The organism is Trichothermofontia sp., from assembly GCF_053493415.1.
This window is the reverse complement of record NZ_JBRCAD010000112.1, coordinates 1-26,554: the sequence shown is the minus strand read 5'-3', so window position 1 is coordinate 26,554 and position 26,554 is coordinate 1. Positions and strand designations below refer to the sequence as shown.

Here is a 26,554-nt window from a genome sequence, read left to right as displayed (position 1 = left end):
GGGTGGGGCGAGTCAGGCGATGATTGTCAGCGATCGTTGCGGCTTGTGCTTCCCACTTCTCCCCTCTCGCTTCTCCCTGCTCGCTCCTCCCTTCCCTCTCCCCCTGGGCAAACCAATAGGTCATTTTCAGCCGCTCGGGCGCATAGGTACTGGTGGCGGCCAGCACCCAGAGATAGAGGCGGGTTTGCCAATCCTGCTGGAGGCGTTGCGGCTGGGAGGGTTGTGCATAGGTTTTCCAGTCGAGGATATGGGCTTGTTCGGTGTCGGCAATCAGGAGGTCGTAGACAACAACCAGGGAATAGCCTTGGCACTCGATCGTGCGCTCATGTTCACTTTCGCGTAATCCGGGTTCCGGCACGCTGAGGCTGGCAATGTCCGGGACCGTCATGGTAAAGGTATGGAATTGTTGCGCCAATTGCGGATCGGCTTCTAACAGGGGGGCGATCGGGAGCGCCAATTCCCGCTGTTGCAGGAGGCGGTGAAAACGGCTACCCCAGGTGAGACGCTCGACTTGCTCCGCCGCGATCGGAGCCGCCAGTTGCTCTAGATATAGGTGCTGGAATTTGCGGGGGCAGGTTTCAAGGAGTTTCAGATGTCCCTGGGAAAGGCGCATAGGGGGCAGCGTCAACGCAATCAAGGTGGGTGGGGGAGGCGGGTGATCAGGTGTGAGGGCGGCTAGGTTAGGATCTAAACTTATCTGGAGTTGTACAGTGTCGCGGTCAGCTTCTCCGATCGGGGCACGACGCCAATCTTGAGGACAGATCGTATGCGTTTAATTATGTATGGGAAACCGGGTTGTCATCTTTGCCAGGGATTAAAGGAAAAACTGGCCCAGATTACTGAAACCCTCAACTTTGAACTAGAGGTGCGCAACATTTACGATCGCCCCGAGTGGCAGGAGGCGTACCAGGCATCCATTCCGGTATTGTACCTGGTGCAGGATGAGATGATTGGCGAGGCCGGCGCGATCTCGATTCCGCGCCCCTCACCCCGTGCCAGCGTGGAGCAGTTGACAAAAACGCTACAGAAATATTTTGCAGCCAACGATTATTAATCAAGCCCAAGGGTGCGCAATGATATCCCCTGTTTCCTCAACTGTTTCCTCAACTGGTGTGCTGGAGGTGGCCTAGCATGATCCTACGCGACTTACTCACGGGCATGATCCCTGCGGGCACCCTGCCTGACCATGCCGCCTGGACGGCTGAGATCAAGGATCTGAATACCAATTCCCTGGCTTGCCAACCGGGGGATTTGTTTATTGGGATGCCGGGGACGCGGGTTGATGGGGGTGAGTTTGCCGAAAGTGCGATCGCAGCGGGAGCGGTGGCGGCGATCGTCTCGCCCCAGGCCGCCGCCCAATTGAAGGCTAGGGATCTGTGCATCATTCCGGTGCCAGATGTGGTGACGACCTGTGCGCAGGTGGCGGCCCGTTTTTTTGGCCAGCCCACGCAGCAATTGCAACTGGTGGGGGTGACAGGCACCAATGGCAAGACGACGACCACCCATTTGATTGATTTCTTTCTGGCGGCCAGCCAGCGGCCCACGGCGTTGCTGGGAACGCTCTATACACGCTGGCCGGGGTTTCAACAAACGGCAGTGCACACAACCCCCTTTGCGGTGGATCTCCAGCGCCAATTGGCCGCAGCGGTCACGGCGGGTTGTGAGTTTGGGGTGATGGAGGTGAGTTCCCATGCCCTGGCCCAAAATCGGGTATTGGGGTGTGAGTTTGCGGCGACGGTGTTTACCAACCTCACCCAGGATCACCTGGATTTTCACCCGTCGATGGAGGATTATTTTGCCGCGAAGGCCCGTCTGTTTGGTCCCCCCTACCGCAAGGGACGGGCGATCGTGAACCAGGATGATCCCTATGGCCAACGGCTCATCGCCCAACTCCCGGCGGACCAGGTTTGGCGCTACAGTGTCAGCGATGCCCGTGCAGACCTGTGGATGAGTGATTTAACCTATGGGGCAACCGGGGTTGCCGGTCAGTTGCATACGCCCCAAGGAACGATCGCCTTTCAGTCGCCCCTGGTGGGACAGTTTAACCTGGCCAATCTCCTGGCAGCGATCGGGGCGGGGTTGCACTTAGGGTTAGATCTCGCCGGGATGATGCAGGCGTTGCCTGGTTTCCCTGGGGTACCCGGTCGGATGCAGCAGGTGCGGGCCTACCCAGAGCAGGACATTACGGTGATTGTGGACTATGCCCACACACCGGATAGTTTGGAGAACCTGCTCAAAGCCGCCCGCCCCTTTATCCAGGGCGATCTGATCTGTGTGTTTGGCTGTGGCGGCGATCGTGATCGCACCAAGCGGCCCCAGATGGGACGGATTGCGGCAGCGTTAGCCGATCAGGTGGTGGTCACGTCTGATAATCCCCGCACGGAAGATCCGGAGCGGATTTTGGCAGATATTCTGGCGGGGATTCCCGATACCGTGTCCCCGACGGTAATGCCCGATCGCGCCAGGGCCATCCGCACGGCCATCCTCCAAGCCAAACCCGGTGACGGGGTGCTCATTGCCGGTAAGGGGCATGAGGATTACCAGATCTTGGGGACCGAGAAAATTCACTTTGACGATCGCGAACAGGCCAGCGACGCCCTAACTGTCCGGCGTCAGGGGGCGCTCCCAATCTAGGAAGTCAATAAGGCTAATAATTGCTCCGCCACATGCTGCCAGGTAAAGCGGGCACGGACAAAAGCCGGACCAACCTGACGGGCTTGGGTCCTAAAGGCCGTATGCTCGATCGCCGTTTGCATCAAGCTAATCAAGTGATCCAGGTCGGCAAAGAGACCATAGCGTTCCTCCCCCTCCAACTGGATCGCCCGCCGCTGACTCTTGATCCCCAAGGCAAAGTCGGGGTGGGTGAAGTCATCCGTAGGTCCCCCTTGGGTACAGATCACGGGCAACCCACAGGCCGCCGCCTCCAAAACGGGCAAATTAAACCCCTCAGCCACATAGGGAGCCACATAGACATCCGCTGCCTGATAGAGGTGGGCAACCTCCCGAAAGGACAGGGTATCTCCCAAATACTGACACCGGGGCCGCATCCGATCCGCTTCGGCAACCGTCAGCACCGTCCGACTGCTGCGACTGATCGACTGGCGGGAGCCAAAAATCGCTTCCCGGCCCTTCAGCACCAACTTGGCCTGGGGATAGCGCTGCACGATCTGGGCAAATGCCTTAAGCAGCAAGCCCACCCCCTTACGGTTGCTCATGACGCTCACATTCAAAAAGATAAAATCATCCTCCCAACCTAACTGGCGGCGCAAGGCCTGCCGTTCGTCTGCGGGGAGCGGGTGGTAGATCGCTGGGTCAAAGCCGTGGGGAATAATCACAATCCGCTCGGGGTCAATACCGCTAAACACTAAGCCGGTCCGAGACCAGGCCGAAGGGGTCACGATCGTCACCCTGGGGTCTAAGGTCAAGTCCTTCAGAGAAGTAAGATTCATCGCCCGCTGCATCGCCTCCGTTACCTTGCCCCACTCCGTCACGGCGCAGACAAAGGTGCGCCGTGACGGAGTGGGTGCAAAGTTAAAGGGGCCATACAGGCGCAACGTCGCATCGGCGAGTTGGTCAGGACTTGGCGCCGGAATCGCCGCGATCGCCGCCTCTTGTTCCGGCGACATCAACCCCCGCACGGGTTGCCAGTCCGCCACCGCAAAGGGGGCATCCCAATGGAACAGGTCCACCTGGGGATACTGCTGCAAGGCCAGCAATTGAAACTGATTGACGATCGCATAGGAATGGGGAATAAAGCGCCAACCTTCGACAATAAGTTGCATGGGCAGTCCTGAGCGTGTTGGGCAGGTTTAACGGCGTCGCCAGCCGAAAAAACTCTCTAGGACATTCTGCCAGAAGGGGCTGTGTTGCAGCTTTTCAAATTGCCATTGGGCTGCGGTTTGACTGACGATCGCGGCGAGGGCGATCCCTGGGATGGTTAGATCCGCTGGGAGGGCGGGTGTCCCCTGGGCAAGGGCCGACACCTTGAGTTTTTGCCGCAGGCTGAGGGTGATGGGCGCGATCAAGCTACTGGCCCCCGGCCCCACGAGGTGGGCACCCAGGAGGGTCCCGTTGCGATGAACGACTAATTTACAGAAGCCCCAGGTCTGGGATTGTACCTGGGCGGCTGCGATCGTGGCCACGGCCTGCTGCAAGACCCACACCTGATCCTTGCCATAGCGACGGTAGGCTTGCGCCGCCAGTAACCCAATCCCCGCCACCTCGGGTTCTGTCCCCAACAACTGGGGGACGATTGGCGACTGGGTATGGGCTAGGGGACCCAAGAGGGCATGACGCAGGGCAATCCGAACCTGGGCACGGATCGCCTCCTCTGAGTCGGTTTGGTTGCAACAGTAGAGGCGGGGCTGGACAGTTTGGTACCGCCGGTTAAGGCGCAAGCGACCGCGATCGGACTTCAGACCCAGGGCTTCCAGGTTGCAAGCGGCCCAGTCCAACTGCCACCCCGCTGCGACCACGATCACGTCAACCACCTGCGATCGCTGGCCCCAGTGCACCTGGACCTGCGCCCCCTGCGGGCTAATCTGGGTAACGGGGGCTTGGGTGAGGACCTGAACGCCCTCGGCCTCTAGCTGCACCTGTACCAACCGGGCGATATCGGCATCCATCTGGATGAGCAGGTAGGGATCATCCGTGGCCAGGGTGACGGCCACCCCCAGGCGATTCAGAGCTTGGGCCAGCACGACGCCGCTGGCGTGATTGCCGACGATCGCGATCCGTTGCGGAAGTTGAGTGACCCGCTGCCCCAAGGTCACGGGGGTCAAGTACCCCACGGTCTGAAGGCCGGCGATCGGGGGCACGATCGCCTGGGAAGCAGGGGCCAAGATGTAGGCACGGGCCGTGAGCGATCGCGTTTCGGTCGTCAAGCACAGGCGGGGACGCAGGTGGAATTGGCCGGTTGCGCGTATAACATCCACCCCCAGTTGGGCCAGGCGATCGCAGCTCAGCTCGGCGATCGTGGCAGCAGCCATCGCCTGGGACCAGGCCGTCGTTTGGGACCAATCCAGGGTCGCTAGGGGATCGGCGTCCAGGGGCGGGACCGGTAACCCCATGAAGCCCGCCTGGTAGCGGTGCTGCTGGACAATGCCCACCTGTTGCCATGCCTGAAGCCAAACCTGACTGAGGAAATAGGGATCAACCTCGGCGGGTTGGGGTTCGACCAGGGCTACCCGTGCCCGCATTCCCACGGCGGCAGCAGCAGCATAGCGTCCCGCAAGACTGCCCCCCATAATCACCAGATCGTAGTCAACACCCATGTAGACGCCTCAGTTCCCAATTCGTCGGCCATAACCCGCATCGGGTTCCTATACGGCTTGCCTCGCCTTATCTCCGGCATCAGCCGCCGACTGGCGGCTACCCTACAAATCGCCAAAGCCCTTTTTCTTCTTGAGTTTTTTGGGCTTCTTCATGCCACCGCCGGGATGACCGCGCCAACCCTGGGGGGGCTGGCCCCCAAAGGGAGAGGGCATGCCCATTCCCGGCATTCCCGGAAAACCGCCTTGCCCCATTTGCTGCATCATGGTGCGCATTTTCTGGAATTCGGTGACCAGTTTACTGACCTCGGTTTCCCTGTGGCCCGATCCCTTGGCAATGCGGCGACGACGGCTGGGGGAAGCAGCGAGTAATTCCGGGTTACGCCGTTCCTGTTCGGTCATCGAGTTGATCATCGACTCCGTCAGCTTCAGCTTAACTTCGGCCTCCTCCAGTTGATTGCTGGAGAGTTTCGGCATCCCCGGCACGAGCTTCAGAAAGCCGGCAAAGGACCCCATATTCTTTAGCAGCCGCATCTGCTTGAGGAAGTCATTAAAGTCGAACTGGGCCGAGAGAATTTTCTCCTGCATCTTCTCGGCATCGGCGATATCGACCGCTTCCTGGGCTTTTTCCACCAGGGTCAGGACATCGCCCATGCCCAAAATCCGGGAGGCCATGCGATCGGGGTAAAAGGGTTGCAGGGCCTCCACCTTTTCGCCAACCCCAATAAACTTAATCGGCTGACCCGAAATTTGCCGCACCGAGAGGGCCGCGCCGCCCCGCGTATCCCCATCCAGCTTGGTGAGGATAGCCCCCGTGATGCCAATTTGCTCATGGAACGTGCGCGTCAGATTCGCTGCCTCCTGCCCGGTCATGGCATCGACCACCAGCAGGACTTCATGGGGTTGGGCGATCGCCTTAATTTCTGCCAACTCCGCCATCATCGCCGGGTCAATCTGCAAGCGGCCCGCCGTGTCGATCAGGACCGTATCGAAGCCCTCGGCCTTGGCCTTGGCAATCCCCTGGCGGGCAATCTCCACCGGGTTCACATCGGTCCCCAGTTCAAATACGGGTACATCAATCTGCTGCCCTAGGGTGACCAATTGGTCGATCGCAGCGGGTCGATACACGTCGGTGGCCACCATCAGGGCCGATCGCTCCTGTTTGCGCAGATGCAAGGCCAGTTTAGCAGTGGCCGTGGTTTTCCCTGTTCCCTGCAACCCCGCCATCAGGACGATCGTTGGGGCCGTCTCCGCTTGAGCGAGGGGTACATTGCTTTCCCCCATGACCCGCACGAGTTCGTCGTAGACAATCTTAATAAACTGCTGATCGGGCCGGACGCCACTGATTACCGCCGCTCCCTGGGCGGCTTGCTGCACTTCGGCCACAAAGTCCTTCACCACCTGGAAGTTCACATCGGCTTCCAGCAGGGCGCGACGCACCTCTCGCAGTGCTTCTTGGATGTTGCTTTCGGTGATTTTATCCTGGCCCCGGAGGGACTTCCAGGCAGACTCTAGGCGCTCGGCGAGGGCATCAAACATAGGGCGATCGGGCAATGTGCGAACAACAGTAGGTCAATGAGCCATAGTGGCTCACCCTTTGATTGTACAAATCCGTGGGGTCTCCCCGATCGCGGACGCCGCTCTCGACCCCGATCCGCCCTAACGCGATGCCTGAGTGCCCCGATGGCCAGCCCCAAGTTGAACCCTGCCCAACTTTTGCGCTAACGTTATGCTGTATCCTGCATCCTGTCCTAAACCAACCGGTTCCCTCTCACTGCCTATGCGTTCGGTTCTGGCTATTGCTCCCCGTATGACGGCTGCGCCGACCGTTGCCCCTGGTCAGGCGGGACAAGTCGTGCGCAAGCCCTATCCCCGCTATAAGGTGATTGTACTTAACGATGATTTCAACACCTTCCAGCACGTTGCCCACTGCCTGATGACCTACATTCCAGGCATGAGCAGCGATCGGGCTTGGGAACTCACCAATCAAGTCCACTTTGAAGGTCAAGCCGTGGTCTGGTCTGGGCCGATGGAGCAAGCTGAACTCTATCACCAGCAATTAAGCCGCGAAGGGTTAACAATGGCCCCCCTCGAGGCAGATTAGTCAGACGTTTAGGCAGGAGTCTCTGTTATTAGCGCTTTCCTCACCCTAGCCTACGAACCGGCATTGGAATCCCTAGGGGATGATTTCTACGATATTGTGGCGGCGGCGACCTTTCCGGTCCATCGCCTGCGCTTTCGCAATGACGCGCTCCTGCCCCGCCTGGGCCTAGATCCCAAAACGGTCAGTGATACGGATTTTATCGATGCCTTTGGTCGCTTTGAGAGTGTGCGATCGTTCCTTGCCCTGCGCTACCACGGCTACCAATTTGGTGAATATAATCCTTTTCTGGGGGATGGGCGAGGCTTTCTCTACGGGCAGATCCGGGGCACAGATGGCGAGTTGTATGATTTGGGAACCAAGGGGTCGGGAACCACACCCTACTCGCGGGGGGGGGATGGTCGGTTAACCCTCAAGGGAGGGGTTCGGGAAGTCCTGGCAGCGGAAATGTTGCAGCGATTGGGGGTGAGGACCTCCCGGTGTTTGAGCTTGATCGAAACGGGTGAACGCCTGTGGCGGGGCGATGAACCCTCCCCCACGCGATCGTCGGTAATGGTACGCCTCAGTCGCTCCCATATTCGGTTTGGCAGTTTTGAACGCTTGGCCTATCTCAAACGCCCCGATTTTGTCCGCCGTCTGCTTGATCACGTCATTGCAACCTACTATCCCCACCTGCTTGGGCAACCCGATGCCGATGCCCAATTCTATGCCGAGTTAGTGCAGCGGGTGGCCGAATTAGTGGCGCAATGGTTGGCGGCAGGGTTTTGTCATGGGGTGCTCAATACGGACAATATGTCGATCACGGGTGAAAGTTTTGATTACGGTCCCTATGCCTTTATCCCCACCTATGACCCCAATTTTACTGCCGCCTATTTTGACTATTCCGGTCGTTATGCCTATGGCAATCAGGCCGAAGTTTGTTACTGGAATTTGGAAAAGTTGCAACACCCGCTGGCCCTAGTGATACCCCAGGAATTGTTAGCCGCAGGCTTACAAACCTATGCCGATCATTATACTCGTGCCTATCAACAGAAACTCTGCGATCGTCTGGGCTTTCACCAGCTACCGTCAACGGCTGCCGCTGCCCTCGTTGATGCAACTCTGCAATTTTTATATACCTCACAAATCAGCTATCATGGTTTTTTTGCCGATCTCACTCGCCATTTTTCCCCGGCATGGCAAGGGAATTTCGAGCTGATTTTACAGGAGACAACAGCCCTGCCCAACCTGGCCCAATTCCCCAAATTTCGGCCCTGGCAACGCCAGTATCACCAATGTCTCCAATTACTATCAAAAACTGATTGCGCTCACATGGGCGAACAACTCCGTCAGGCCAACCCAAGGGTGGATCTCCTACGCCCCACGATCGAAGCTGTCTGGGCCGCGATCGTTGAGTTGGATAATTGGTTGCCCTTTACCCAGTTAGTTGAACAGATTCAGGCAGTACCAGGATGGTAAGGCTGACTAATGACACCTCAGAAACCGGTTTAAAAAAGATCGCAGTTAAAATCGCAACGGCGACCAACAACCATCTGTCCCTTGCACAAGCTCTGTCAAGTTCGTAGTGATGACTTTAGCCGTCTTTAGTCGTGAATTAAAAACATTTTAAATATCTAAAAATTCTTCAACGCTCGTTCTATATCCCGTTTGGTTTCCTTGCGCTTGAGATCTTCCCGTTTGTCGTGGATCTTTTTACCACGGGCTAAGCCGATCGTCACCTTGACCAAGCCACGCTTGAGATATAGTTTCAATGGCACAAGCGTCAATCCTTTCTGTTCAACCTTGCCGATGAGCTTGCGTAACTCCTGGCGGTGGAGCAGCAATTTGCGGGTACGACGGGGATCGTGGTTAAAATATTCGCTCGTGGTGACATGGGGAGAAATATGCACATTCAGCAACCACGCCTCACCATTACGGATCAAGGCATAGCCATCCTTGAGATTGGCTTTCCCTTCCCGCACAGACTTAACTTCAGTCCCCTGAAGAACTAGGCCCGCCTCATAGGTTTCTAGAATCTCGTACAGGTATCGAGCCTGACGGTTATCAGCCACGATCTTATAACCTTCGTCCCCACTCATACCTAACTAATCCTATCGTGCGTGATCCCATCTTGGGGTTAGGTGATCTATTCTAGCAAGTTTAAGGATGTCGTGCGGATATTAATGGCCATCACGAGGATATGGAGAGGATGACCTGGCGATCGCGTCCTTTCCCCATCGCCCTCTAGAGGAACTCAGGCACCATCATGATCGTTCGTATTCAGGTACTTACTCACCAGGATCGCGATCAGAATAGTGAGGTACATTTGCCCCGCAATTCCCAAGGTAATCGACAAGGTGCGAGCCAAGGGAGTAACGGGAATAATATCGCCATAGCCGATCGTGGCCAAGGTGACAAAACTGTAGTAAAACAATGATTGAAAGATTTCTTCTCGGTTAGTAATCTCATTATTTATCGCGAATGAATTAGGCATTAAATACTCAATTATCGTCATCAAAAAAGCGCTGGTAATACCCAGCAATAGATAACCTGAAATTGAGCCATAGACTACATCAGCATTGACTCTTTTGTATTTTGTGACTTTGAAGACAAGATTCACTGTTATAAAAACGAAGAAGAGTATATACAAGATCAATCTCAATACATTGAAAAAATAAATAAAATAAGAAGAATAGAATTCTAGTTTTTCGGCAACGAAAATTTCCAATCTAAACACAGATAACCAATGAAATAAAATTGTTAACGCACCAATGCTTGCAGAGATGTAGAAATACTTTTTTCGATAAATAGTCGTATAGATGCTTGCTAGGATAATCAAGGTAATCAACCCAGCCGTAATAATCTCTCCAGTCTTGGAGATTGCTGGCAAAGCTAGGAAAAACGTTAATGCGATCAGGGTAATTAGAAGAACCAGAAATTTTTTGTTTGATTGTCGAATTTTCTCAAAGAGATTAAAGAGGGTTTGCATCGGTGTTTTAATTGGAAAGACATAGTTTACTAACTTCAACGATTATATTACCTATGCTCAACCTGTGCCAACCCCACTACATGATATCAAATTGGCTATTCATGTCGTTGGGATAATGCCCACGTTATCGGGATGGTTTTTCACAAAAAATACATTATTTCTTCAGAACACCTCGAAAACTGCCAATTTTCGCAACTGTGCCCACGCAATCATCAGGAGTTGAGGCGGGCGGCTCCGTCACCTCAAAATTAATCGAGGTTCCCTGCATATCAGTTAAAGTAAAGAAGTTATTCTGGTCAAAGGCAGGGGCATGATCGCGTTAGTCAGTTTGGGCCTGATCAGCTTTCTCTCTTGGCTGCTGAGTTTGTTGGCGGGTGGCGGCAGTCCACTCATCCTCATCCCAGTCGTCAATCTTCTGCTCGGCTCCCAGGCGATCGCGCCCACCATCACGATCGGGATGCTGGTGGGTAACCTACAACGAACGCTTTTTTTGTGGCGATCGATCAACTGGCGAGTCACCCTATGGCACCTGCCAGGTACCTTGGTCGGGGCCACCTTAGGGTCCTATCTGCTATCTCGGATTCATGTGGAGGGGTTACAGGCCTTGGTTGCGATCACCCTGATTCTCATGGCGATTAATGCGTGGGTAGGTGGACCGGGTTATACCTTCAAGATTCAAGACTGGCATTTTCTACCCCTATCCTTTCTCAACTCATTTATTTCCGGCCTCATTGGTAGCACCGGCCCCATCTTGAATCCCGTCTATCTGCATTACGGCCTTGAAAAAGAACAGTTAATTGCCACGAAGTCGGCCACCGTGGTGCTCATCCATGTGATCAAAATGGTGACGTACCTGTTGTTTGGTATTCTGACCCTGCCCTATTTCCTCTATGGCCTGCTAATTGGCCTTGCTGCCATCCCGGCAAACTGGATCGGTAAACCCATTTTGGCACGGATGAGCGCCGACCAATTCCGCCAGGTTGTCCTAGGTTTTGTGGGGGTGAGTGGCCTATGGATGCTGTGGCAGCAGCGGGGGATCGTGTTGGGCTTTTGAGACTGCCAATCTGCGGCGATGGGACACGGAGCGTTGATGCCGAACCTAAGCTAAAAAGATAACATCCCTAGGCTGGGCTGTACCGTTGACATTCACCCACAAACTTCATAAATTTTTACCTTAATTTAAGGTGATTTAGCACACTGGCGATCGGTGTCTACCTCACAGTCGCCTGTAGACCGTTATCACCTTACCCAGGGTGGCTGAATCACCCAGCCCTAGTGAGGGTATCACAGGCGTTCATTGGGATCAGGGGCATACTGGGAGCAGTACAGGATTTACGGTTATGACCCCCCCGATTCGTTTACTACCATCGGCAGTCTCTGAACTATTTGCCCAAGTCAGTAGCACGGGTAAGCTGACTCTTGCCGATCGCTATGGGCTGATGGCCGCTATTCTGGATGAGTCCCTCAGTGAAGATGAACGCCATTCGATCGATCGGTTATTGCGGGCGTTGCAACGGGGCCGGATCGCCGTGGTGAACGAGCTTTCGTTGTTAAGCTAGGTATGGGTTGCCTGGGTACACGTGCGCATCAGGGGGTCGATGGGTCAACAGTGCATCGCTACTTAACCCTAGAGCGCAGTGCCCATCGGTGATAGAGTCAAACTGAGTGGGCAAGCTGTGGACGCCGACTCGCAAGGCTAAAAAACGGATCATTTGTATATCTGTGCGCATCAAAATTTGTGGGATTACTCAACCCGATCAAGGGATTGCCATCGCCCATTTGGGCGCAACGGCGTTGGGATTTATCTGCGTCCCCAGTTCCCCCCGTTATATTTCCCTTGAACAATTACAGACGATCGCCACGGCGCTCCTAGCCGATCCCGTGGGTCAACAGGTCGATCGTGTAGGTGTTTTTGTGAATGCTAGCTTAGAGACCATTACAACCACGGTAGCGATCGGACAGTTGACCAGTATCCAACTCCACGGCCACGAAGATCCCCAATTTTGTCAGCAGGTCCGGCAACACTTTCCCCAGCAAGAAGTGATTAAAGCCTTCCGCACCCCTGGTGATGTGGCCGCGATCGCCGCTCAAATCGCTCCCTACACCAACTGCATTGATACGATCCTCTTGGATGCCTATGATCCCCACCAATTTGGGGGAACGGGGCATACCCTCAACTGGAAGCATCTACAAACCTTAGAGCCACCCCATCCCTGGTTGCTTGCGGGTGGATTAACCCCCAGCAATGTGCAGCAAGCCCTCCAGTGGGTTAGTCCCCAGGGCATTGATCTATCTAGCGGCGTGGAAATGGCACCCGGCATTAAAGATTTAGCCAAGGTCAAACAACTCATTATGCAGTTAGGAAATCATCGCCATATATGATGAAAGCTGATAAGAGGGTGTTTGCAAAGTCCAGAAATCAGCCGTTTTGGTGACTGAAGTCGCCACTACAAACGCCAAGCAACCCTTAAAACAGCCAAACGTCGAGGTTCGTAGTCGCGGTTTTAACCGCGATCCCCCTTTAAAACAGCCTCTAGGGTAAGGAATCTCTTTCCTTATCTATCTGCATCTAATTGAATGACCATCACGAATGCTCAAACGATCCAGGACCTAGCTAAAAATACATATTAAATGTGAGTCAGAGATATTTATCCCTTACGAAACCCATATCCCCTGATTGTTGGGACTTGAGTGATTTTGATAAAAAGGTGGATTATTATCTTGGCCAGTCTGAAGAACGAATAAAAATTGCTAAAAATGCCTTCGATCGTTTGCATCAGTATGTTCATGGAAAATGCTTCCTTAAGCATACTCAATCGTTATTTCGATGCTTGCAACTAGATATTATCTAATTTTATTTTCAAATTCATTTGATTTATTTTTGATTTCGTTAAGAGAGACAGAAGCCAAAGTTTAAATAAGGTAAGTAAGAATATGCAGAGAGAAGGGGAAAGCGTGTGAAGCTTTAAAAACTGACCCAAAGGTGATTGCACCCAACCCAGAGTTGTCGATACTGGTGGATACTGAACGTAGCAAGCCGTCTAGTGAATCGAGATCTGCCATGCAAGCCTATCTTCCCGCCGATCTGCCTCTTTCCCCCTCCGAACGGGCCTACCTGCGGCAAATTGTCGATTACTCGGCCATTCAAGCTATTCCGGAAATTTGGCCGATCGCGGCCCAAAAATTTGGCCAGGTGATCGCGTTACAAGATCCCCATGCCCAGCCAGCGGTGAGCCTGACCTATGCTGAATTGGCTGACCAAATCCGGCAGTTTGCGATCGGCCTGCAAACCCTGGGACTCAAGGCGGGCGATCGCATTGGCTTCTATGCCGACAATAGCCCCCGCTGGTTCATTGCCGACCAAGGGTGTATGACCACCGGAGCCGTTAATGTTGTCCGTAGCTCCCAAACCGAGCGGGAAGAGTTGCTCTATATGCTGGCCGATAGCGGTGCCACCGCCCTGATTGTTGAACATCGGGCACTCCTCACCCGGTTGCAAGACCGCCTGGATGACTTGCCGATTCAGTTTATCGTTTTGCTCTCCGATGAAGATCCCCCGGTAGCGTCCCCCGATCGCCCGGTGCTGAACTGGGGCCAACTCCTCGCCCAAGGCCAAACCTCGGATCTCCAACCCGTCCCCCGCGATCCCGAACACCTGGCCACGCTGATCTATACCTCCGGCACCACAGGCAAACCGAAGGGGGTGATGCTCAGCCACCGCAACCTGTTGCACCAAGTCAATCTCTTCGGCGTCGTGATTCAACCCCGACCGGGCGATCGCGTCCTCAGCATTCTGCCCTCCTGGCACGCCTACGAACGCACCGTCGAATATTTTCTGCTCTCCCAAGGCTGCACCCAGATCTACACCAACCTGCGCCACGTTAAACAAGATATTCGCGATCGCAGCCCCAACTACATGGTGGCCGTCCCCCGCCTGTGGGATTCCATCTACGAAGGCATTCAGCGCCAGTTCCGGGAACAACCCGCGCTCAAACAAACCCTCATCCACACCCTGCTCACGGGCAGCCAACGCCATGTCGAGGCCCGCCGGATTGCCCAAGGCTTAACCCTCACCCCAACCCCGCCCCCGGCAGATCAACGACTGTGGGCTAACCTGCGATCGCGCCTCTGGTGGCCCCTCCATGCCCTTGCCGATCGCCTAGTCTACCGGCCTATCCGGGCGGGCCTAGGCGGCGAACTGCGGGCGGTGATTAGTGGTGGCGGCTCACTACCACCCCATATTGATTTGTTCTTTGAAATGGCAGGGATTACGATTTTGGTCGGCTATGGCTTAACGGAAACGGCCCCCGTGCTAACCGTGCGGCGACTAGAGCGCAACCTACGCGGTTCATCGGGAACCCCCCTACCCGGCACCGAAATCAAAATTGTCGATCCCGAAAGCCATCGTCCCTTAATGCCAGGAGAACAGGGCCTCGTACTTGCCAGGGGTCCCCAGATTATGCAGGGCTATTACAACAACCCCACGGCGACAGCCAAAGCCATTGCCCCAGAGGGTTGGTTTGATACGGGCGACCTCGGTTGGGTCACGGCTCACAACGACATTGTGCTCACCGGGCGGGCCAAGGACACGATCGTCCTGCTCAACGGCGAAAATATCGAACCTCAGCCCATTGAAGATGCCTGTATCCGTAGTCCCTATATCGATCAAATGATGTTAGTGGGTCAGGATCAGCGTAGCCTGGGGGCGTTGATTGTGCCCAACCTCGACGCGCTCACCCAGTGGGCTGCCAGCCAAAACCTGACGCTGCAATTGCCTGGTGCCGAGCTAGAAGTCACCCCCAGCGCTGAAACCGAAGTCATCACGCTGGCCAGCAAACCAGTTCAGGACCTTTTCCGGCGAGAATTGGTGGCACGGGTCCAGGATCGGCCCGGTTACCGCCCCGACGATCGCATTGGTCCCTTCCGGCTGATCCTCGAACCCTTTTCCATTGAGAACGGCATGATGACCCAAACCCTAAAAATCCGGCGTCCGGTTGTAATGGAACGGTACCGCGCTATGATTGACGGGATGTTTCAGTCCTGACGGCTGCGCCCCTCTAACCCGTATCCGGTTTGACCAATTCCTGGGTGTCATCCATAATGCGGGTAATCGGGATACCGCAGGCGGCAGCGATCGGTAGCATCGCCCAGTGACCCTCACCCATGCGAACCGTTTATGGACGTTTCTAACGCACAGCTTCTCCTCAAACGCCCGGTTATGATCAAGGCGGTTGTGACCCCGCGTTGGAAGGAGGAAGCGCAACAACAACTCCAGAACCAAATCAACCAGATCGATGATCAACTGCAACAGCTAGAGATGCAGGGGCAGCGGATGGTCGTTGAGGTGCAAAAGCAAAGTATGCAACCCACCAGCCCCAAGGTGATGCAGCAGGTAGACAACATCCAGATCCAGGTCAACCAGAAAAAGAGTGAACTGCTCGAACAAAAGAATCAAATTCTTCAGCAGTTGCAACAGGTGCAAATGCTAGAGCTAGAGCAGGAAGTCAACCAGGGTCAAATTGATAGCTTTTTCCGGGTTGAGAAGGGTGATAACCTAATCCAGAAGATGCAGGTGGAAATCCTCCTGCGCGATGGGGTTGTCGAAGATATTCGCGGCAACATTTAGGGCGCGGCAACGTTTAGGGAAAGCCTATGATTCACGAAGTCTTTATGCCTGCCCTCAGTTCCACCATGACTGAAGGCAAGATTGTCAGTTGGGTCAAATCGCCCGGTGATAAGGTCACCAAGGGTGAAACGGTGGTGGTGGTCGAGTCCGATAAGGCCGATATGGATGTGGAGTCCTTCTACGAGGGCTACCTGGCAACGATTCTGGTGGCAGCGGGTGAGTCGGCTCCGGTGGGGGCGGCGATCGCGTTGGTGGCGGAAACCCAGGCTGAAATCGAACAGGCCAAGCAAAAAGCGCCCAGCGGTTCCAGCCCAGCGGCTCCAGCGACACCAGCGGCTCCCCCCCCAACGCCAGTGGCAACGCCCGCCGCGCCGGTTTCTGCCAATGGCAGTGGGGCCGGTCATCGCCAGGGTCGGGTAACTGCTTCTCCCCGTGCCCGCAAGTTAGCCAAGGAATTGAACCTGGATTTGAGTACGCTGCAAGGCAGTGGTCCCTACGGTCGTGTGGTGGCCCAGGATGTGGAAGCGGCGGCAGGTCGGACCCCCACCCCGGCTGTAACGGCAGTGGCTCCTGTGGCGGCTCCCGTGGCAACTCCGATGGCAGCCCCCACGGTACCTACGGTACCCGCCCCGGCTCCCGTTGCCCCAGGGTCCCTTGTCCCCCTCAACACGCTGCAAAATGCGGTGGTGCGCAATATGCTCACCAGCTTGCAGGTGCCAACCTTCCATGTGGGCTACACGATCACCACGGATGCGTTGGATCACCTCTATCAGCAGGTGAAGTCCAAGGGGGTGACCATGAGTGCCCTGTTGGCGAAGGCGGTGGCGGTGACGCTGCAAAAGCATCCCCTGCTCTACGCCTACTACACGGAGCAGGGCATCCAGTACCGCAATGAGATCAATATCGCGATGGCGGTGGCGATGGAGGATGGTGGGCTGATTACGCCGGTGCTGCGATCGGCGGATAAACTTGACCTCTACTCCCTCTCCCGCATTTGGAAGGATCTGGTGGAGCGGGGGCGGACTAAACAACTGAAACCGGAGGAGTACTCCACGGGTGGCTTCACGGTGACGAATTTGGGGATGTTTGGGGTCGATCGCTTTGATGCGATTCTGCCTAATGGACAGGGGGCGATCTTGGCGATCGGGGCTTCCCGTCCACAGGTGGTGGCAACACCGGATGGGATGTTGGGTGTCAAACGGCAGATGCAAGTGAACATTACCTGTGATCACCGGATTATCTATGGTGCCCATGCGGCTGCGTTCCTCCAGGATCTCGCGAAGCTGATTGAAACCCAACCGCAATCGCTGACTCTGTAAGGGGCGAGGGCAGGGGGGAAATAGCAGTTTCCCCCTTTGTGTTCTTTGTGTCTTTGTGGTGAGTTTAGGGAATTAACCACTAAGGCACGAAGGACACGAAGGGACACAAAGGGGATCAGTGTATCTGTAATTCAAAGAGGAGAAGCTGGGTGGTTTGGTTGTCGCTAAAGTTGTTGTCGCTGACCAAGATAAGGCTTTGATGGCCGTTGGGGAGACGGGGGCCGAAGGTCATGCCCTCCAGGTTATCGAGCAGGAGATCCAGATCGCTCAGGTCTAGGAGTAATTCTTTGTGGATGGGGGTGAGCTTGGGTAGGGGATCTTTGAAGCTGGCGATCGTCGTGGTATCGCTGGCCCCACCCAGGGCAATTTGGAACAGCTTGGCCCCAAAGCCTAACCCGCCAAAACTGCGCTCTAGGGCGAGGAAGTGGCCTCCCTGATCCAGGGCAAGGAGTTCAACTAGGCCGTGGGCGAGGGCCAGTGGGGGCGGGGGATCGAGGGGATAGAGATGCTCGGCAATCAGTAACGGCGGACCTTCACCGATGTAGTAGTGCAGGAACCGACTGCGATCGCCCCTGGGGGGGGCATCCGGGTCTTGGGGGGGGTTGGGGTCCCAGTCCTGGCTTAGGGCCGCTTCACTGGCGGTGAAGAGGCGCAGGGGTTCGCCTTGGCTGGCTACGGTGCCGATCGGACTCACGGTTAAGGGTTCAAAGCCCAAATTATCCCGAATCCCCTGGGGCTGATCCCCCTCGGTGTGGGGACGAAAGCGTTGGGGGATGGGCAAACTGCGCCGCCAGTGCCCGGTGTCCAGTTCAAATTCGTTAATAAACGGGTCAATGCCATCGCGACTAACGCCTTCACTGCTGATCCACAGGGTTTGCTGGGGGGTGAGGGCAATCCCCTCCGGATCGAGGGTGGCGGGGGCGTAGGGTTCGCCCACCTCATTGTGCAAGGTCGTTACGGCTTCGACGGTGACAGCACCCAAGCTGGGGGCATCCGGTTGGGTGGTATCCAAGGCAATCTGGAGGGTGTAGAACCGGGCCGGGGCTTGGTCGCTGCGATCGTCTGAGAGGGCATAGTAGCGATCGCGCTGGCGATCGTAGACAATGGCCGATAGCCCCCCCACCGGTGTGTCTGCAAACCGTTGTGCCGGAAGTTCAGTGGCATCCAGGAACGCGAGGTCCACATCTAGGAATACCCGGTCCGCTGCCTTCACCTGGGACAAGCCACAGGCCCCCAGCAACCCGCATAGCAGCACGAGCACAACACATCGACCAAACCAAAAACCACGATCGGGCATATTCACCGCATACACACCTTAAGCTCACACCTTAAGCTTTAGAACGGAGAGGGTGGGATTCGAACCCACGTTGGATTGCTCCAAACTCGATTTCAAGTCGAGCGCGATCGACCACTCTGCCACCTCTCCTAGGGTTTAGCATCCCAGGACTTTGATTCTAACAGTTCCTAAGGGGTAATGCCTTTCCCCAACGGGGAAATCAACGGTGTTAGGGGGGCTATCGGTCTCCTGCCCTAACTGCTTAACACTTCTTAGATCTCTTGGGGAGTCTTGCTGCTAATCTATCTAAATAATCGGACTGTTCATCAAACTCGCTCACCTGCGGCTTAACTCCTGTGGCCCACGCGTCTCCTCCCTATCGACCCTCCCGACTGGCGGCGGAATTTCTCCGGCCCGCCCAGCGCCGATCGTCTGCCCCAAAGGCGCGATCGTCCCGGCGATCGGCCCATCGCATCTGGCTGAATCTCCTGTCCCGCCAATGGCGTCGAGGGGCAACGGGGATGGCATCGCCCACGGGGCGTTGGTTACTCGCGGGAACCCTGGGGGTGGGGATGCTGCTGTGGAACTGGCAACTGTCCCTATCCACCAGTGTGGGTGTGGGCGTGATGCTGACCCTCTACATGGCCCAAAGTCGGCAATGGCAAACCCATTGGCAGAGCCTCAAACGCTTCCTGCGGGGCATTAATCGGCGGCTCTTGCTAGCGGTCGGTGGTGGTGGGTTAGCAACCCTGAGTACCTTCCTGGCGATCGCCGTTTGGTCCGAAGCCGACCATCCCTGGACGGCGGCTAGCCTGATTCTGCAAGGCTGGGTCATTTTGCTGACCTGTGGACTCGTAGTTTGGCAGATTGGCTTGCGTCCGGAAACCGCGATCGCTCCCTCGCTGGAGCAGGATCTCATGGCACTTACCCAAGCCGATCCCCTGCAACGGCTGATTACGGTGCGGCGGCTGGGTCGGCAATTACCCCAGTTGGAAGCGCCCCAACAGCGCGAAGTTCGGGATTGCCTGCAACTCTTACTCACCCAGGAACCCGAAAGCCTGGTGCGCGAAGCCGCCCTGGAAACCTTGCAAAGCCTCGCGCCCGCCCGCCCTGACTTGGCCCTGGAAACGCCCCTAGACTTACCGGCACCGCGTCGGCCTCGAACAGCCCCGCCCGCCTCCCTATCCTGACCTGATCCGAAGGCATGAGTCACGGTATGCCCCTGGCGTCGTACAGTCAGCGCCGTTCTCCGGATCTGTCTGTTCCCTCCTTTCGCTGGGGGTTACTGGCCATCTGGCTGTTTGCCCTAGCCGTGCGGTTTTGGGGCCTAGGCCGGTTTAATACCTTCGTCTTTGATGAGGTGTATTACGTCAAGTTTGCGAATAATTACCTCACCCAAACCCCCTTTTTTGATGGGCATCCCCCGTTTGCCAAATATTTGATCGCGATCGGTATCTGGCTAGGGCAAAAGCTACCCGGCGAGTTCCCCTACAACGATCTGGCGGGGTCGTGGCTATCCACCTGGAGTTACCGTTGGCTCAATGCGGTCACGGGGTCCCTCATTCCCCTCCTCAGTGCGGGGATTGTCTACCAATTGAGCGATCGTCGCCGTATGGCCCTGCTAGCTGCCTTCCTGGTGGCAATGGACGGCCTCTTTTTAGTCGAATCCCGCTATGCTCTGGTGAATGTCTACCTGGTCCTGTTTGGCCTAGGGGGGCAGTATGCCTTTCTCGCCGCCATCAATCTCGCCGCCCTCAATCGGACTGTGAGGGCCAACCGTCACCCTTGGCGAGTTTACCTCTGGTTGCTCTTGGCCGGGGTGAGTTTTGCCGCCTCATTTGCCATCAAGTGGAACGGCTTGGGCTTTTTGCTAGGGGCTTACTTAATGTGGGGATTGGCCTGGGGGGTGCGGTGGCTCAATCCGGAACCAACTGCCTCAGCATCGATACGTCCTGGACAGCGATCGCCGCTCACCCCCCCGATCTCAGCCCCTCCCCTTCGCCATTTGACCCTGCAAACCCCCAGTTACTTGCCTTGTCTGTGGACGATCGTGGGTTTGGCGATCGTGCCCGTACTGGTCTACGGTTTGATCTGGCTGCCCCACCTACACCTCAACCCCAGCATGGGCTTCTGGCGCTTACAGCAAGAAATCCTCAGTTATCACCAGCGCGTGGGGGGCAATACCCCGCAAGTTCATCCCTACTGTTCCGCCTGGTGGACTTGGCCCCTGCTGCTACGGCCAATGGTCTATTTTTTTGAGGCCGTACCGACAGCGACTGACCGATTACCCGTCTACGGTCCCCCCCTGCCAGCGGGAACGGCCCAGGTGGTCTACGATGTCCACGCGATCGGGAATCCCATCCTCTGGTGGACTTCGGCGGCGGCGATCGGGTTGCTCACGGTCTACCTCCTCTGGCACCTGTGGCGATGGATCGGGGAACGGACCACGACCCACCCCCTATGGCAGGATTTCCTGCCGAAATGGCTGCTGCCGGACTTCACCGTTGTCCAAGCCATTCCCGATTTTCCCCCCACCCCCCCTAATGCCAGAGGCGAGCGGACGATCGCCAGCTTTAACTGGCTGGCGGCCTATTGCGTCCTCAACTACGCAGCCAATTGGTTGCCCTGGGCCAAGGTCAGCCGGTGTACCTTTGTCTATCACCACATGGGAGCCGCCCTCTTTGGTTTTTTGGCCCTAGCCTTTGTCCTCGATCGCTGGCTCCAGAGCAAACCCGTGCGCCCCGGCCAGCCGCGCCAGCCGTCCCTGCGTCCGTTAGCGATGGGGATTTTGCTGGGGATTGTATTGGGCTTTCTCTTCTGGTTACCGCTGTATTTAGGGCTTCCCTTGTCGCCAATGGGACGTTATTTACGGCTATGGCTCCCTGGTTGGTAAAATCAGTTCGCCCCCTATCCAAATTCCCCCCATAAATCTGTGAAACTTTTTGTGTATCACACCCCGGAACTCACGCCCAAGGATTCAGTCCCTGACTGTGCGATCGTCATTGATGTTCTGCGAGCGACAACGACGATCGCGGCAGCCTTGGCGGCAGGGGCTGAAGCGGTCCAAGCCTTCAGTGACTTAGACACCCTAATGGCCGTGAGCGATCGCTGGCCGGTTGAGAAACGCCTGCGGGCTGGGGAACGGGGGGGGGCCAAGGTAGACGGCTGTGATCTAGGCAACTCCCCCCTCGACTGTACCCCCGACGTGGTTGAGGGACGCCGCTTGTTTATCAGCACCACCAACGGCACCCGTGCGCTCCAATGCGTGGCGGCTGCGCCGAAGGTGATTACTGCAACGCTGGTTAACCGCAAGGCCGTGGTGACCTATCTCAGTGAACAGCAACCGGCAACGATCTGGATCATTGGGTCAGGTTGGGAGGGCAGTTTCTCCCTGGAGGATACGGTTTGCGCCGGGGCGGTGCTTCAGTTGCTCTGCGATCGGCAGATGGGGGGACAACTGCCACCAGCGGCGATCGGCAATGACGAAGTGATTGGCGCGATCGCCCTGTTTCAGCAATGGCAATCCCGCCTTTTGGAATTATTTCACTACGCCAGTCATGGTCAGCGACTGTTAAGGCTGGATGGGGAGGCCGATCTAGCCTACTGTGCTCAATTGGATATTCTGGATGTTGTGCCCATCCAGAAGGAGGCAGGGGTTTTGGTGCGTTATTTTTAACTCGTATTAGCCTTACAGACGTTCCCTCTCTAATGAAGTACGGTCAAGCCTTGCGAACAAGGGGCTTAAGCCCCTTGTCTGTACCTCACCGGATATGGAAGTGCTGTATCTAAGCGCGATCGTTCCTAGGAGCGATCGCGCTAACGTCGATAACAGGTAAAACGACGAAACCCAGATGGGCGCTTCGATTAATAATCTAAGCTGGGGGAAGTTCAACTCCCCCAGCCGACGAGATAACGTGGCCTAGGAGCGCCGGAACGGTCTTTTTATTTAAAGGCGTCCGTATCTAAAATATCTTGAAGCTGAGCACAGTTACAAAAATGGGTATTTTCCGAGGTACTCTTATAGAGGGTCCGTAGCAATACGGGATCGCACTTCAATATCAGCAATGATGCTGTCCCAGATTTTTGTGTAAATACTCTCCCAATTGTGTTCATTTTGGATCTGCTCACGAATCAGGTGGCTTCGCTTCAGTAATTCTGATTCTGGCAAATTCAAGGCCCAACGAATAATGTCACGATTCTCATCTGGATCATGAGTTAGGTAAATCGCATGGGGACTTGCAAAACCACTTTCCGGAGTCACCAAAGGGACTAGCCCCCTAGCCGAATTTTCAAGAATCGTAGTAGCTTGCGCATCCATACGTCCCGTATGGATATAAAAATCACAAGTCTCAACAACCCAATGATTAAACTCTAGATCATGATTATCAATAGAACCCAAATAATTGATCATATATTTTTTATGGGAGCCATCTTGATGATGTTGAATAATAATTTCTGTCAATCCTGGTTCAGCCTGTAGAGAAGAAGTCGCAACATGAAGCAGCGTATCCAAGCCTTCAATACTTTCACAGGTAATATCAAATCCTTTATAGGAATCTAAATTACTGATGTGGAGGATTTGACGTTCTCCAATCGCATTGAATTTTTGCTTAATAATCGGAAAATTTTGACTAGCGATACCCATATTACAATGGACCAACTTGTCTTTTATTCGATATTGAAAAGCGTCTTGAGGTAAGGTTTCTGTCCTGTCTATCCAAATTTTTCCACAAAGTGCAAAGATCTTATTAGCGGCAAGTAATTGCTGTTGCCAAAATGGCATTTGTTGAGTCCACGAAGGTGGAAATTCTGGTACCCACGGCATTAAGATATAGGTATTAGGATGACTGAGTTTCCCAGGCAAAAGGGCATTATCTTTTACCCAGTTACGTTCAAGGTCACCAGTCAATTTTCTGACATCTGGCGTTCGCCCATCCCAGGTAGGATGACCTAGCAATATATCATGGGGATTTTCAGTAATTTTGCCACTCATCCAATTTGATTGATGGAAGGCAGTTTTACGCCCAAGATAATATTCGGCCCACTTGGCAATCTCTAGATTGGATAGTTCATATACTTGATAGCTGTTCTCACATCGTGCAAAACCACACCATAAAAAATGTAGCATTTAGATTTCGCCTCATTAATTTTTAATGATCTTTTTATTTTCTTAAAAGATGCTAAATTAAAATTATTAATTAAGCAAATTTTTCTGGATTCCTCATTAGAAAAACTACATCAAATTCGTATTCCCAGTTAAAGTGACGATAGCAAGTAAAGTCAGGGAAAATGTCCAAAATATCCTGAAGCTTAAAGTCATGATGGTGAAAACGATTATAGTGAGTCGTTTTTTTAGAAGGATAGGTCAAGATGACATGGTTGATATGATTACGATCGACGAATTGGGGCAATACCGAGCGATCGGGAATATGTTCAATCGTCTCCACGGAAACTAACATATCAATGGGACGATCGCTGGTCCACTGGTTTAAATCCGCAACATGGAACTCAGTCTTGTCTGTTGCATACTCTTTGCGAGCATGGGCGATCGCATCGGGACTCATATCGAGGCCGATCGTAAAGGTAACGTCCGGATTGGTCGAGAGCAGATAGCTCCCATAGCCACAGCCACAGGCCGCATCACATACAACCCCCTTGGCAAACTGGCGTAGGAGTGCATAGCGCTCCACATGGCGATCTAAACGGATTTGCCGTTCCAATTCAAAGAGATGCTGACGACTAATATAAAGGCGTTGATCCACGTCCATTGCACCGGATGGCGTTGTCATCTTCTGGGTTGGGGGTATTGTTTCAGTACTAGGATGATTTAGCGAACTGTCAGAATTGGTTGGAGGCACGATCGCGAAGACCTGCGGCCTAGGTTGTGAGGCACGCGATCGGGCTTCAATATCAGCAACAATGCCATCCCAAATGGTTGCATAAATACTCTCCCAATTGTGTTCCCGTTGGATTTGTTCACGAATCAGACGGCTACGCTCCAATAGTTCCGATTCTGGCAAATTCAAAGCCCAACGAATAATATCGCGATTTTTGTCTGGATCATGGGTTAAATAGATGGCATGGGGACTTGCAAAACCACTTTCAGGGGTGACTAGGGGAACTAATCCCCTCGCCGCATTTTCCAAAATTGTGGTTGCTTGGGCATCCATCCAAGCCGTGTGAATATAAAAATCACAGGTATCAACAACCCATTGGTTAAAGGAGGGATCACTATTACTCACTCCTCCTAAAAAGTTAATGACATATTGTTTGCCATGAATATTAATATCTAATAAACCCGTATTAGCTTGGAGGGAGAAAGTCGCTACATGCAACAGAGTATCTAGACCTTCTAGGCTCGCACAGGTAATATCAAATCCTTTGAAGTGAGCCAAGTTACTCATGTGGAGAATCTGACGTTCTCCGATCGCGTTGAATCGTTGCTTGACGATCGGAAAATTCTGGATTGCCAAGCCCATATTACAGTGAATCAGGCGATCTTTGACTCGATATTGAATTGAATTTGGATCAGATGTAGCCGTGCGATCGATCCAAATTTGACCACATAAAGCAAAGATCTTTTTAGCTGCAAGTAACTGTTTTTCAAAAAACGGCATATTGACCGTCCAATCGGGCGGAAACTCTGGCACCCAGGGCATCAGAATGTACGTGTTGGGATGGCAATCTTGGTCAGGTGTTAGAGCATTGTCTTTAACCCAATCATGTTTTAATTGTTGAAAAAACTCTCGTTCTTCCGCCGTGCGCAAATCCCAAGTTGGATGTCCCAGTAGGATATCTCCTGGGTTCTCTGTTACCTTACCGCTAAGCCAATGGGATTGATGAAAACCTATTTTCTGCCCCAGATAATATTCAGCCCACTTAGGGATTTCACGATTAGAAATCTCATACTCTTGGTAACTTTTCTCGCCTAGGGGGAGGCCGGCCCAGAAAAAATGCAACATTTACTCTAATCCTTTTTTGGCTTTGGTAGCTCAGGCAAATTAATAAAGTTTCTAATGCTCTTTACGATGGGTATTCGTTCCAGATCTTGTCCTTCCATTCCCGGTAGTTGGGCAAGGACTTCGACGATTATATTAGCAAAATTATAGCGTGCATCCTCACCATAGTTGAGTGTAAGGAACTCTAGTAATTCTAGGGCATAGTCGGCAAAGTTCATCACATCTGCAATGCAGGCTAATTTAAAAAGGCGCTCTGGAGACTGAACAAATTTTGTTTCTGTTTGCAGAAGGTCACGCAAATAAAAAGCTTCTGCCCAAAGAATCTGGCCCGGATGCTTAGGATTCATGACAGCAGACCGAGAACGAAGTCGATAGGCGGGATAAAGATCAAATAGTGAAAAGTCTAATTCTCTTAGGTACTTATCAATATCAGAAAATAGAGGTTGATGGAGATAAAGTGGTGCAAATTCCACTTCTAACTGAAGCACTAAAATACTATTCCTGAGTAATCCAATTGCTCCCTCTAGAACTTTAAGCTCAGCACCCTGCACATCAATTTGCAAGAAATCAAAACCATCAATTTCTTCATTCTGGCAGAATGCATCAAGGGTAGTTGTTTCAATATCAATCGTGCGATCCAGATTCATGAATACGGGCAGTTCTTTAAAACGAGCGAGTAAAGGCTCGTTAGGAGGATACAATGAGCTACAAATAGGACTTTCAGTAACATAAAGTTTTGTTTTGCCAATGGTGTTGCTTAAAGCAACTGGAATATGTTTTTCAGTCCAATTTACATTTTTCTGTTTAAGGTCAGCATTAGCTTTAACACAGGCATCCTCATCAGCATCAAAACCATAAATAGTTAAGTTGGGCGCAAAAATATCCCAACCTTGGCTACCGTAATTATCATTCTCGTCTAATTTACGAGAACCAACATTACAAATCGTAAAATGCAGTTGATCAAGGTAACCATTATGTTTTAAAGAGGGAATAAAAGTTGACATAATTTTGCTCTCGTTTTTAATATATAAATAG

23 protein-coding genes and 1 tRNA gene are annotated in these 26,554 nt (G+C 53.8%); 13 read left to right on the top strand and 11 right to left on the bottom strand.

From position 1 onward, the window contains the following. Nucleotides 1-613: PD-(D/E)XK nuclease family protein (locus ACWIUF_RS09595; protein WP_448572138.1), on the bottom strand; the 613-nt coding region annotated here is incomplete at its 3' end. Nucleotides 614-766: 153 nt separating this feature from the next. On the opposite strand from ACWIUF_RS09595, the gene ACWIUF_RS09590 reads away from it, so the two are divergent. Together ACWIUF_RS09590 and ACWIUF_RS09585 are read left to right on the top strand one after the other, a co-directional pair. After that, complete coding sequence (locus tag ACWIUF_RS09590; protein WP_448572137.1) at nt 767-1,054, top strand: glutaredoxin family protein; 288 nt, start codon at nt 767-769, stop codon at nt 1,052-1,054. Between the two features lie 77 nt (nt 1,055-1,131). Next, nucleotides 1,132-2,634 carry a UDP-N-acetylmuramoyl-L-alanyl-D-glutamate--2,6-diaminopimelate ligase gene (locus ACWIUF_RS09585; protein ID WP_448572136.1) on the top strand — a complete coding sequence of 501 codons (1,503 nt, stop codon included), beginning with the start codon at nt 1,132-1,134 and terminating at the stop codon, nt 2,632-2,634. Here the strand turns inward: ACWIUF_RS09585 and ACWIUF_RS09580 are convergent. The 3 genes from ACWIUF_RS09580 to ffh form a co-directional block, all read right to left on the bottom strand. Beyond that, entirely contained in the window at nt 2,631-3,782 is a 1,152-nt protein-coding gene (locus ACWIUF_RS09580; protein ID WP_448572135.1) for a glycosyltransferase, read from the bottom strand. The two genes, ACWIUF_RS09585 and ACWIUF_RS09580, sit on opposite strands and share 4 nt — an antisense overlap. Nucleotides 3,783-3,809: 27 nt before the next feature. Further along, nucleotides 3,810-5,273 (bottom strand): FAD-dependent oxidoreductase, encoded by a 1,464-nt coding sequence (locus tag ACWIUF_RS09575; RefSeq protein ID WP_448572134.1) that lies wholly within the window; start codon nt 5,271-5,273, stop codon nt 3,810-3,812. Between the two features lie 102 nt (nt 5,274-5,375). Then, complete coding sequence (ffh, locus tag ACWIUF_RS09570; RefSeq protein ID WP_448572133.1) at nt 5,376-6,809, bottom strand: signal recognition particle protein; 1,434 nt, start codon at nt 6,807-6,809, stop codon at nt 5,376-5,378. Nucleotides 6,810-7,050: 241 nt separating this feature from the next. Here ffh and clpS point away from each other — a divergent pair, with 241 nt between their 5' ends. Both clpS and ACWIUF_RS09560 read left to right on the top strand, forming a co-directional pair. Continuing rightward, nucleotides 7,051-7,374 (top strand): ATP-dependent Clp protease adapter ClpS, encoded by a 324-nt coding sequence (gene clpS / locus ACWIUF_RS09565; protein WP_448572132.1) that lies wholly within the window; start codon nt 7,051-7,053, stop codon nt 7,372-7,374. Nucleotides 7,375-7,437: 63 nt separating this feature from the next. Further along, nucleotides 7,438-8,829 (top strand): protein adenylyltransferase SelO, encoded by a 1,392-nt coding sequence (locus tag ACWIUF_RS09560; protein ID WP_448572131.1) that lies wholly within the window; start codon nt 7,438-7,440, stop codon nt 8,827-8,829. 155 nt (nt 8,830-8,984) lie between these two features. Here the strand turns inward: ACWIUF_RS09560 and smpB are convergent, their stop codons facing one another. Together smpB and ACWIUF_RS09550 are read right to left on the bottom strand one after the other, a co-directional pair. Continuing rightward, a complete protein-coding gene (smpB, locus tag ACWIUF_RS09555) occupies nt 8,985-9,449 on the bottom strand; it encodes an SsrA-binding protein SmpB (RefSeq protein ID WP_448572130.1) in 465 nt (154 codons plus the stop codon). A 155-nt stretch (nt 9,450-9,604) separates the two neighbouring features. Further along, the gene (locus ACWIUF_RS09550; RefSeq protein WP_448572129.1) at nt 9,605-9,844 is read right to left on the bottom strand and encodes a potassium channel family protein; all 240 of its coding nucleotides are present in this window, start codon (nt 9,842-9,844) and stop codon (nt 9,605-9,607) included. 805 nt (nt 9,845-10,649) lie between these two features. Between ACWIUF_RS09550 and ACWIUF_RS09545 the strand changes: the two genes are divergently transcribed. The 6 genes from ACWIUF_RS09545 to ACWIUF_RS09520 all read left to right on the top strand — a co-directional run bounded on the left by ACWIUF_RS09545 (nt 10,650) and on the right by ACWIUF_RS09520 (nt 17,284). Further along, nucleotides 10,650-11,393, top strand: a complete 744-nt coding sequence (locus ACWIUF_RS09545) for a sulfite exporter TauE/SafE family protein (protein WP_448572128.1) — start codon at nt 10,650-10,652, stop codon at nt 11,391-11,393. 286 nt (nt 11,394-11,679) lie between these two features. Then, complete coding sequence (locus tag ACWIUF_RS09540; RefSeq protein WP_448572127.1) at nt 11,680-11,898, top strand: hypothetical protein; 219 nt, start codon at nt 11,680-11,682, stop codon at nt 11,896-11,898. 163 nt (nt 11,899-12,061) lie between these two features. Continuing rightward, on the top strand, nt 12,062-12,721 hold the full coding sequence (locus ACWIUF_RS09535) for a phosphoribosylanthranilate isomerase (protein ID WP_448572126.1): 660 nt from the start codon (nt 12,062-12,064) through the stop codon (nt 12,719-12,721). A 679-nt stretch (nt 12,722-13,400) separates the two neighbouring features. Continuing rightward, the gene (locus ACWIUF_RS09530; RefSeq protein WP_448572125.1) at nt 13,401-15,383 is read left to right on the top strand and encodes an AMP-dependent synthetase/ligase; all 1,983 of its coding nucleotides are present in this window, start codon (nt 13,401-13,403) and stop codon (nt 15,381-15,383) included. 132 nt (nt 15,384-15,515) lie between these two features. Beyond that, complete coding sequence (locus tag ACWIUF_RS09525) at nt 15,516-15,965, top strand: YlqD family protein (protein WP_448572124.1); 450 nt, start codon at nt 15,516-15,518, stop codon at nt 15,963-15,965. Between the two features lie 26 nt (nt 15,966-15,991). Beyond that, on the top strand, nt 15,992-17,284 hold the full coding sequence (locus tag ACWIUF_RS09520; RefSeq protein WP_448572123.1) for a dihydrolipoamide acetyltransferase family protein: 1,293 nt from the start codon (nt 15,992-15,994) through the stop codon (nt 17,282-17,284). A gap of 115 nt (nt 17,285-17,399) precedes the next feature. Here ACWIUF_RS09520 and ACWIUF_RS09515 read toward each other — a convergent pair whose 3' ends face one another. Together ACWIUF_RS09515 and ACWIUF_RS09510 are read right to left on the bottom strand one after the other, a co-directional pair. Further along, entirely contained in the window at nt 17,400-18,545 is a 1,146-nt protein-coding gene (locus ACWIUF_RS09515; RefSeq protein WP_448572122.1) for an esterase-like activity of phytase family protein, read from the bottom strand. Nucleotides 18,546-18,625: 80 nt separating this feature from the next. Next, a tRNA-Ser gene (locus ACWIUF_RS09510) sits at nt 18,626-18,710 on the bottom strand. A 206-nt stretch (nt 18,711-18,916) separates the two neighbouring features. Here ACWIUF_RS09510 and ACWIUF_RS09505 point away from each other — a divergent pair. The 3 genes from ACWIUF_RS09505 to ACWIUF_RS09495 are packed head-to-tail and all read left to right on the top strand — an operon-like array spanning nt 18,917 to nt 22,236. After that, nucleotides 18,917-19,750: a hypothetical protein gene (locus ACWIUF_RS09505; protein ID WP_448572121.1), complete on the top strand. Its 834-nt coding sequence runs from the start codon at nt 18,917-18,919 to the stop codon at nt 19,748-19,750. Nucleotides 19,751-19,776: 26 nt separating this feature from the next. Beyond that, nucleotides 19,777-21,453, top strand: a complete 1,677-nt coding sequence (locus ACWIUF_RS09500) for a dolichyl-phosphate-mannose--protein mannosyltransferase (protein WP_448572120.1) — start codon at nt 19,777-19,779, stop codon at nt 21,451-21,453. 39 nt (nt 21,454-21,492) lie between these two features. Beyond that, nucleotides 21,493-22,236 (top strand): 2-phosphosulfolactate phosphatase family protein, encoded by a 744-nt coding sequence (locus tag ACWIUF_RS09495; protein WP_448572119.1) that lies wholly within the window; start codon nt 21,493-21,495, stop codon nt 22,234-22,236. A gap of 342 nt (nt 22,237-22,578) precedes the next feature. On the opposite strand, the gene ACWIUF_RS09490 is transcribed toward ACWIUF_RS09495, so the two are convergent. The 3 genes from ACWIUF_RS09490 to ACWIUF_RS09480 all read right to left on the bottom strand — a co-directional run. Beyond that, nucleotides 22,579-23,688: a glycosyltransferase gene (locus tag ACWIUF_RS09490; protein WP_448572118.1), complete on the bottom strand. Its 1,110-nt coding sequence runs from the start codon at nt 23,686-23,688 to the stop codon at nt 22,579-22,581. 70 nt (nt 23,689-23,758) lie between these two features. Then, nucleotides 23,759-25,522 carry a methyltransferase domain-containing protein gene (locus tag ACWIUF_RS09485; protein WP_448572117.1) on the bottom strand — a complete coding sequence of 588 codons (1,764 nt, stop codon included), beginning with the start codon at nt 25,520-25,522 and terminating at the stop codon, nt 23,759-23,761. Nucleotides 25,523-25,527: 5 nt separating this feature from the next. Beyond that, nucleotides 25,528-26,554, bottom strand: a 1,027-nt coding sequence (locus tag ACWIUF_RS09480) for an FkbM family methyltransferase (protein ID WP_448572116.1), incomplete at its 5' end; no start/stop codon positions are given.

Coding starts and splice junctions, on each gene's coding strand:
- ACWIUF_RS09520 (WP_448572123.1), top strand. CDS start 15,992: ATGATTCACGAAGTCTTTATGCCTGCCCTCAGTTCCACCATGACTGAA.
- ffh (WP_448572133.1), bottom strand. CDS start 6,809: ATGTTTGATGCCCTCGCCGAGCGCCTAGAGTCTGCCTGGAAGTCCCTC.
- ACWIUF_RS09530 (WP_448572125.1), top strand. CDS start 13,401: ATGCAAGCCTATCTTCCCGCCGATCTGCCTCTTTCCCCCTCCGAACGG.
- ACWIUF_RS09540 (WP_448572127.1), top strand. CDS start 11,680: ATGACCCCCCCGATTCGTTTACTACCATCGGCAGTCTCTGAACTATTT.
- ACWIUF_RS09490 (WP_448572118.1), bottom strand. CDS start 23,688: ATGCTACATTTTTTATGGTGTGGTTTTGCACGATGTGAGAACAGCTAT.
- ACWIUF_RS09500 (WP_448572120.1), top strand. CDS start 19,777: ATGCCCCTGGCGTCGTACAGTCAGCGCCGTTCTCCGGATCTGTCTGTT.
- ACWIUF_RS09485 (WP_448572117.1), bottom strand. CDS start 25,522: ATGTTGCATTTTTTCTGGGCCGGCCTCCCCCTAGGCGAGAAAAGTTAC.
- ACWIUF_RS09545 (WP_448572128.1), top strand. CDS start 10,650: ATGATCGCGTTAGTCAGTTTGGGCCTGATCAGCTTTCTCTCTTGGCTG.
- ACWIUF_RS09590 (WP_448572137.1), top strand. CDS start 767: ATGCGTTTAATTATGTATGGGAAACCGGGTTGTCATCTTTGCCAGGGA.
- smpB (WP_448572130.1), bottom strand. CDS start 9,449: ATGAGTGGGGACGAAGGTTATAAGATCGTGGCTGATAACCGTCAGGCT.
- ACWIUF_RS09525 (WP_448572124.1), top strand. CDS start 15,516: ATGGACGTTTCTAACGCACAGCTTCTCCTCAAACGCCCGGTTATGATC.
- ACWIUF_RS09550 (WP_448572129.1), bottom strand. CDS start 9,844: ATGCCTAATTCATTCGCGATAAATAATGAGATTACTAACCGAGAAGAA.
- ACWIUF_RS09585 (WP_448572136.1), top strand. CDS start 1,132: ATGATCCTACGCGACTTACTCACGGGCATGATCCCTGCGGGCACCCTG.
- clpS (WP_448572132.1), top strand. CDS start 7,051: ATGCGTTCGGTTCTGGCTATTGCTCCCCGTATGACGGCTGCGCCGACC.
- ACWIUF_RS09580 (WP_448572135.1), bottom strand. CDS start 3,782: ATGCAACTTATTGTCGAAGGTTGGCGCTTTATTCCCCATTCCTATGCG.
- ACWIUF_RS09575 (WP_448572134.1), bottom strand. CDS start 5,273: ATGGGTGTTGACTACGATCTGGTGATTATGGGGGGCAGTCTTGCGGGA.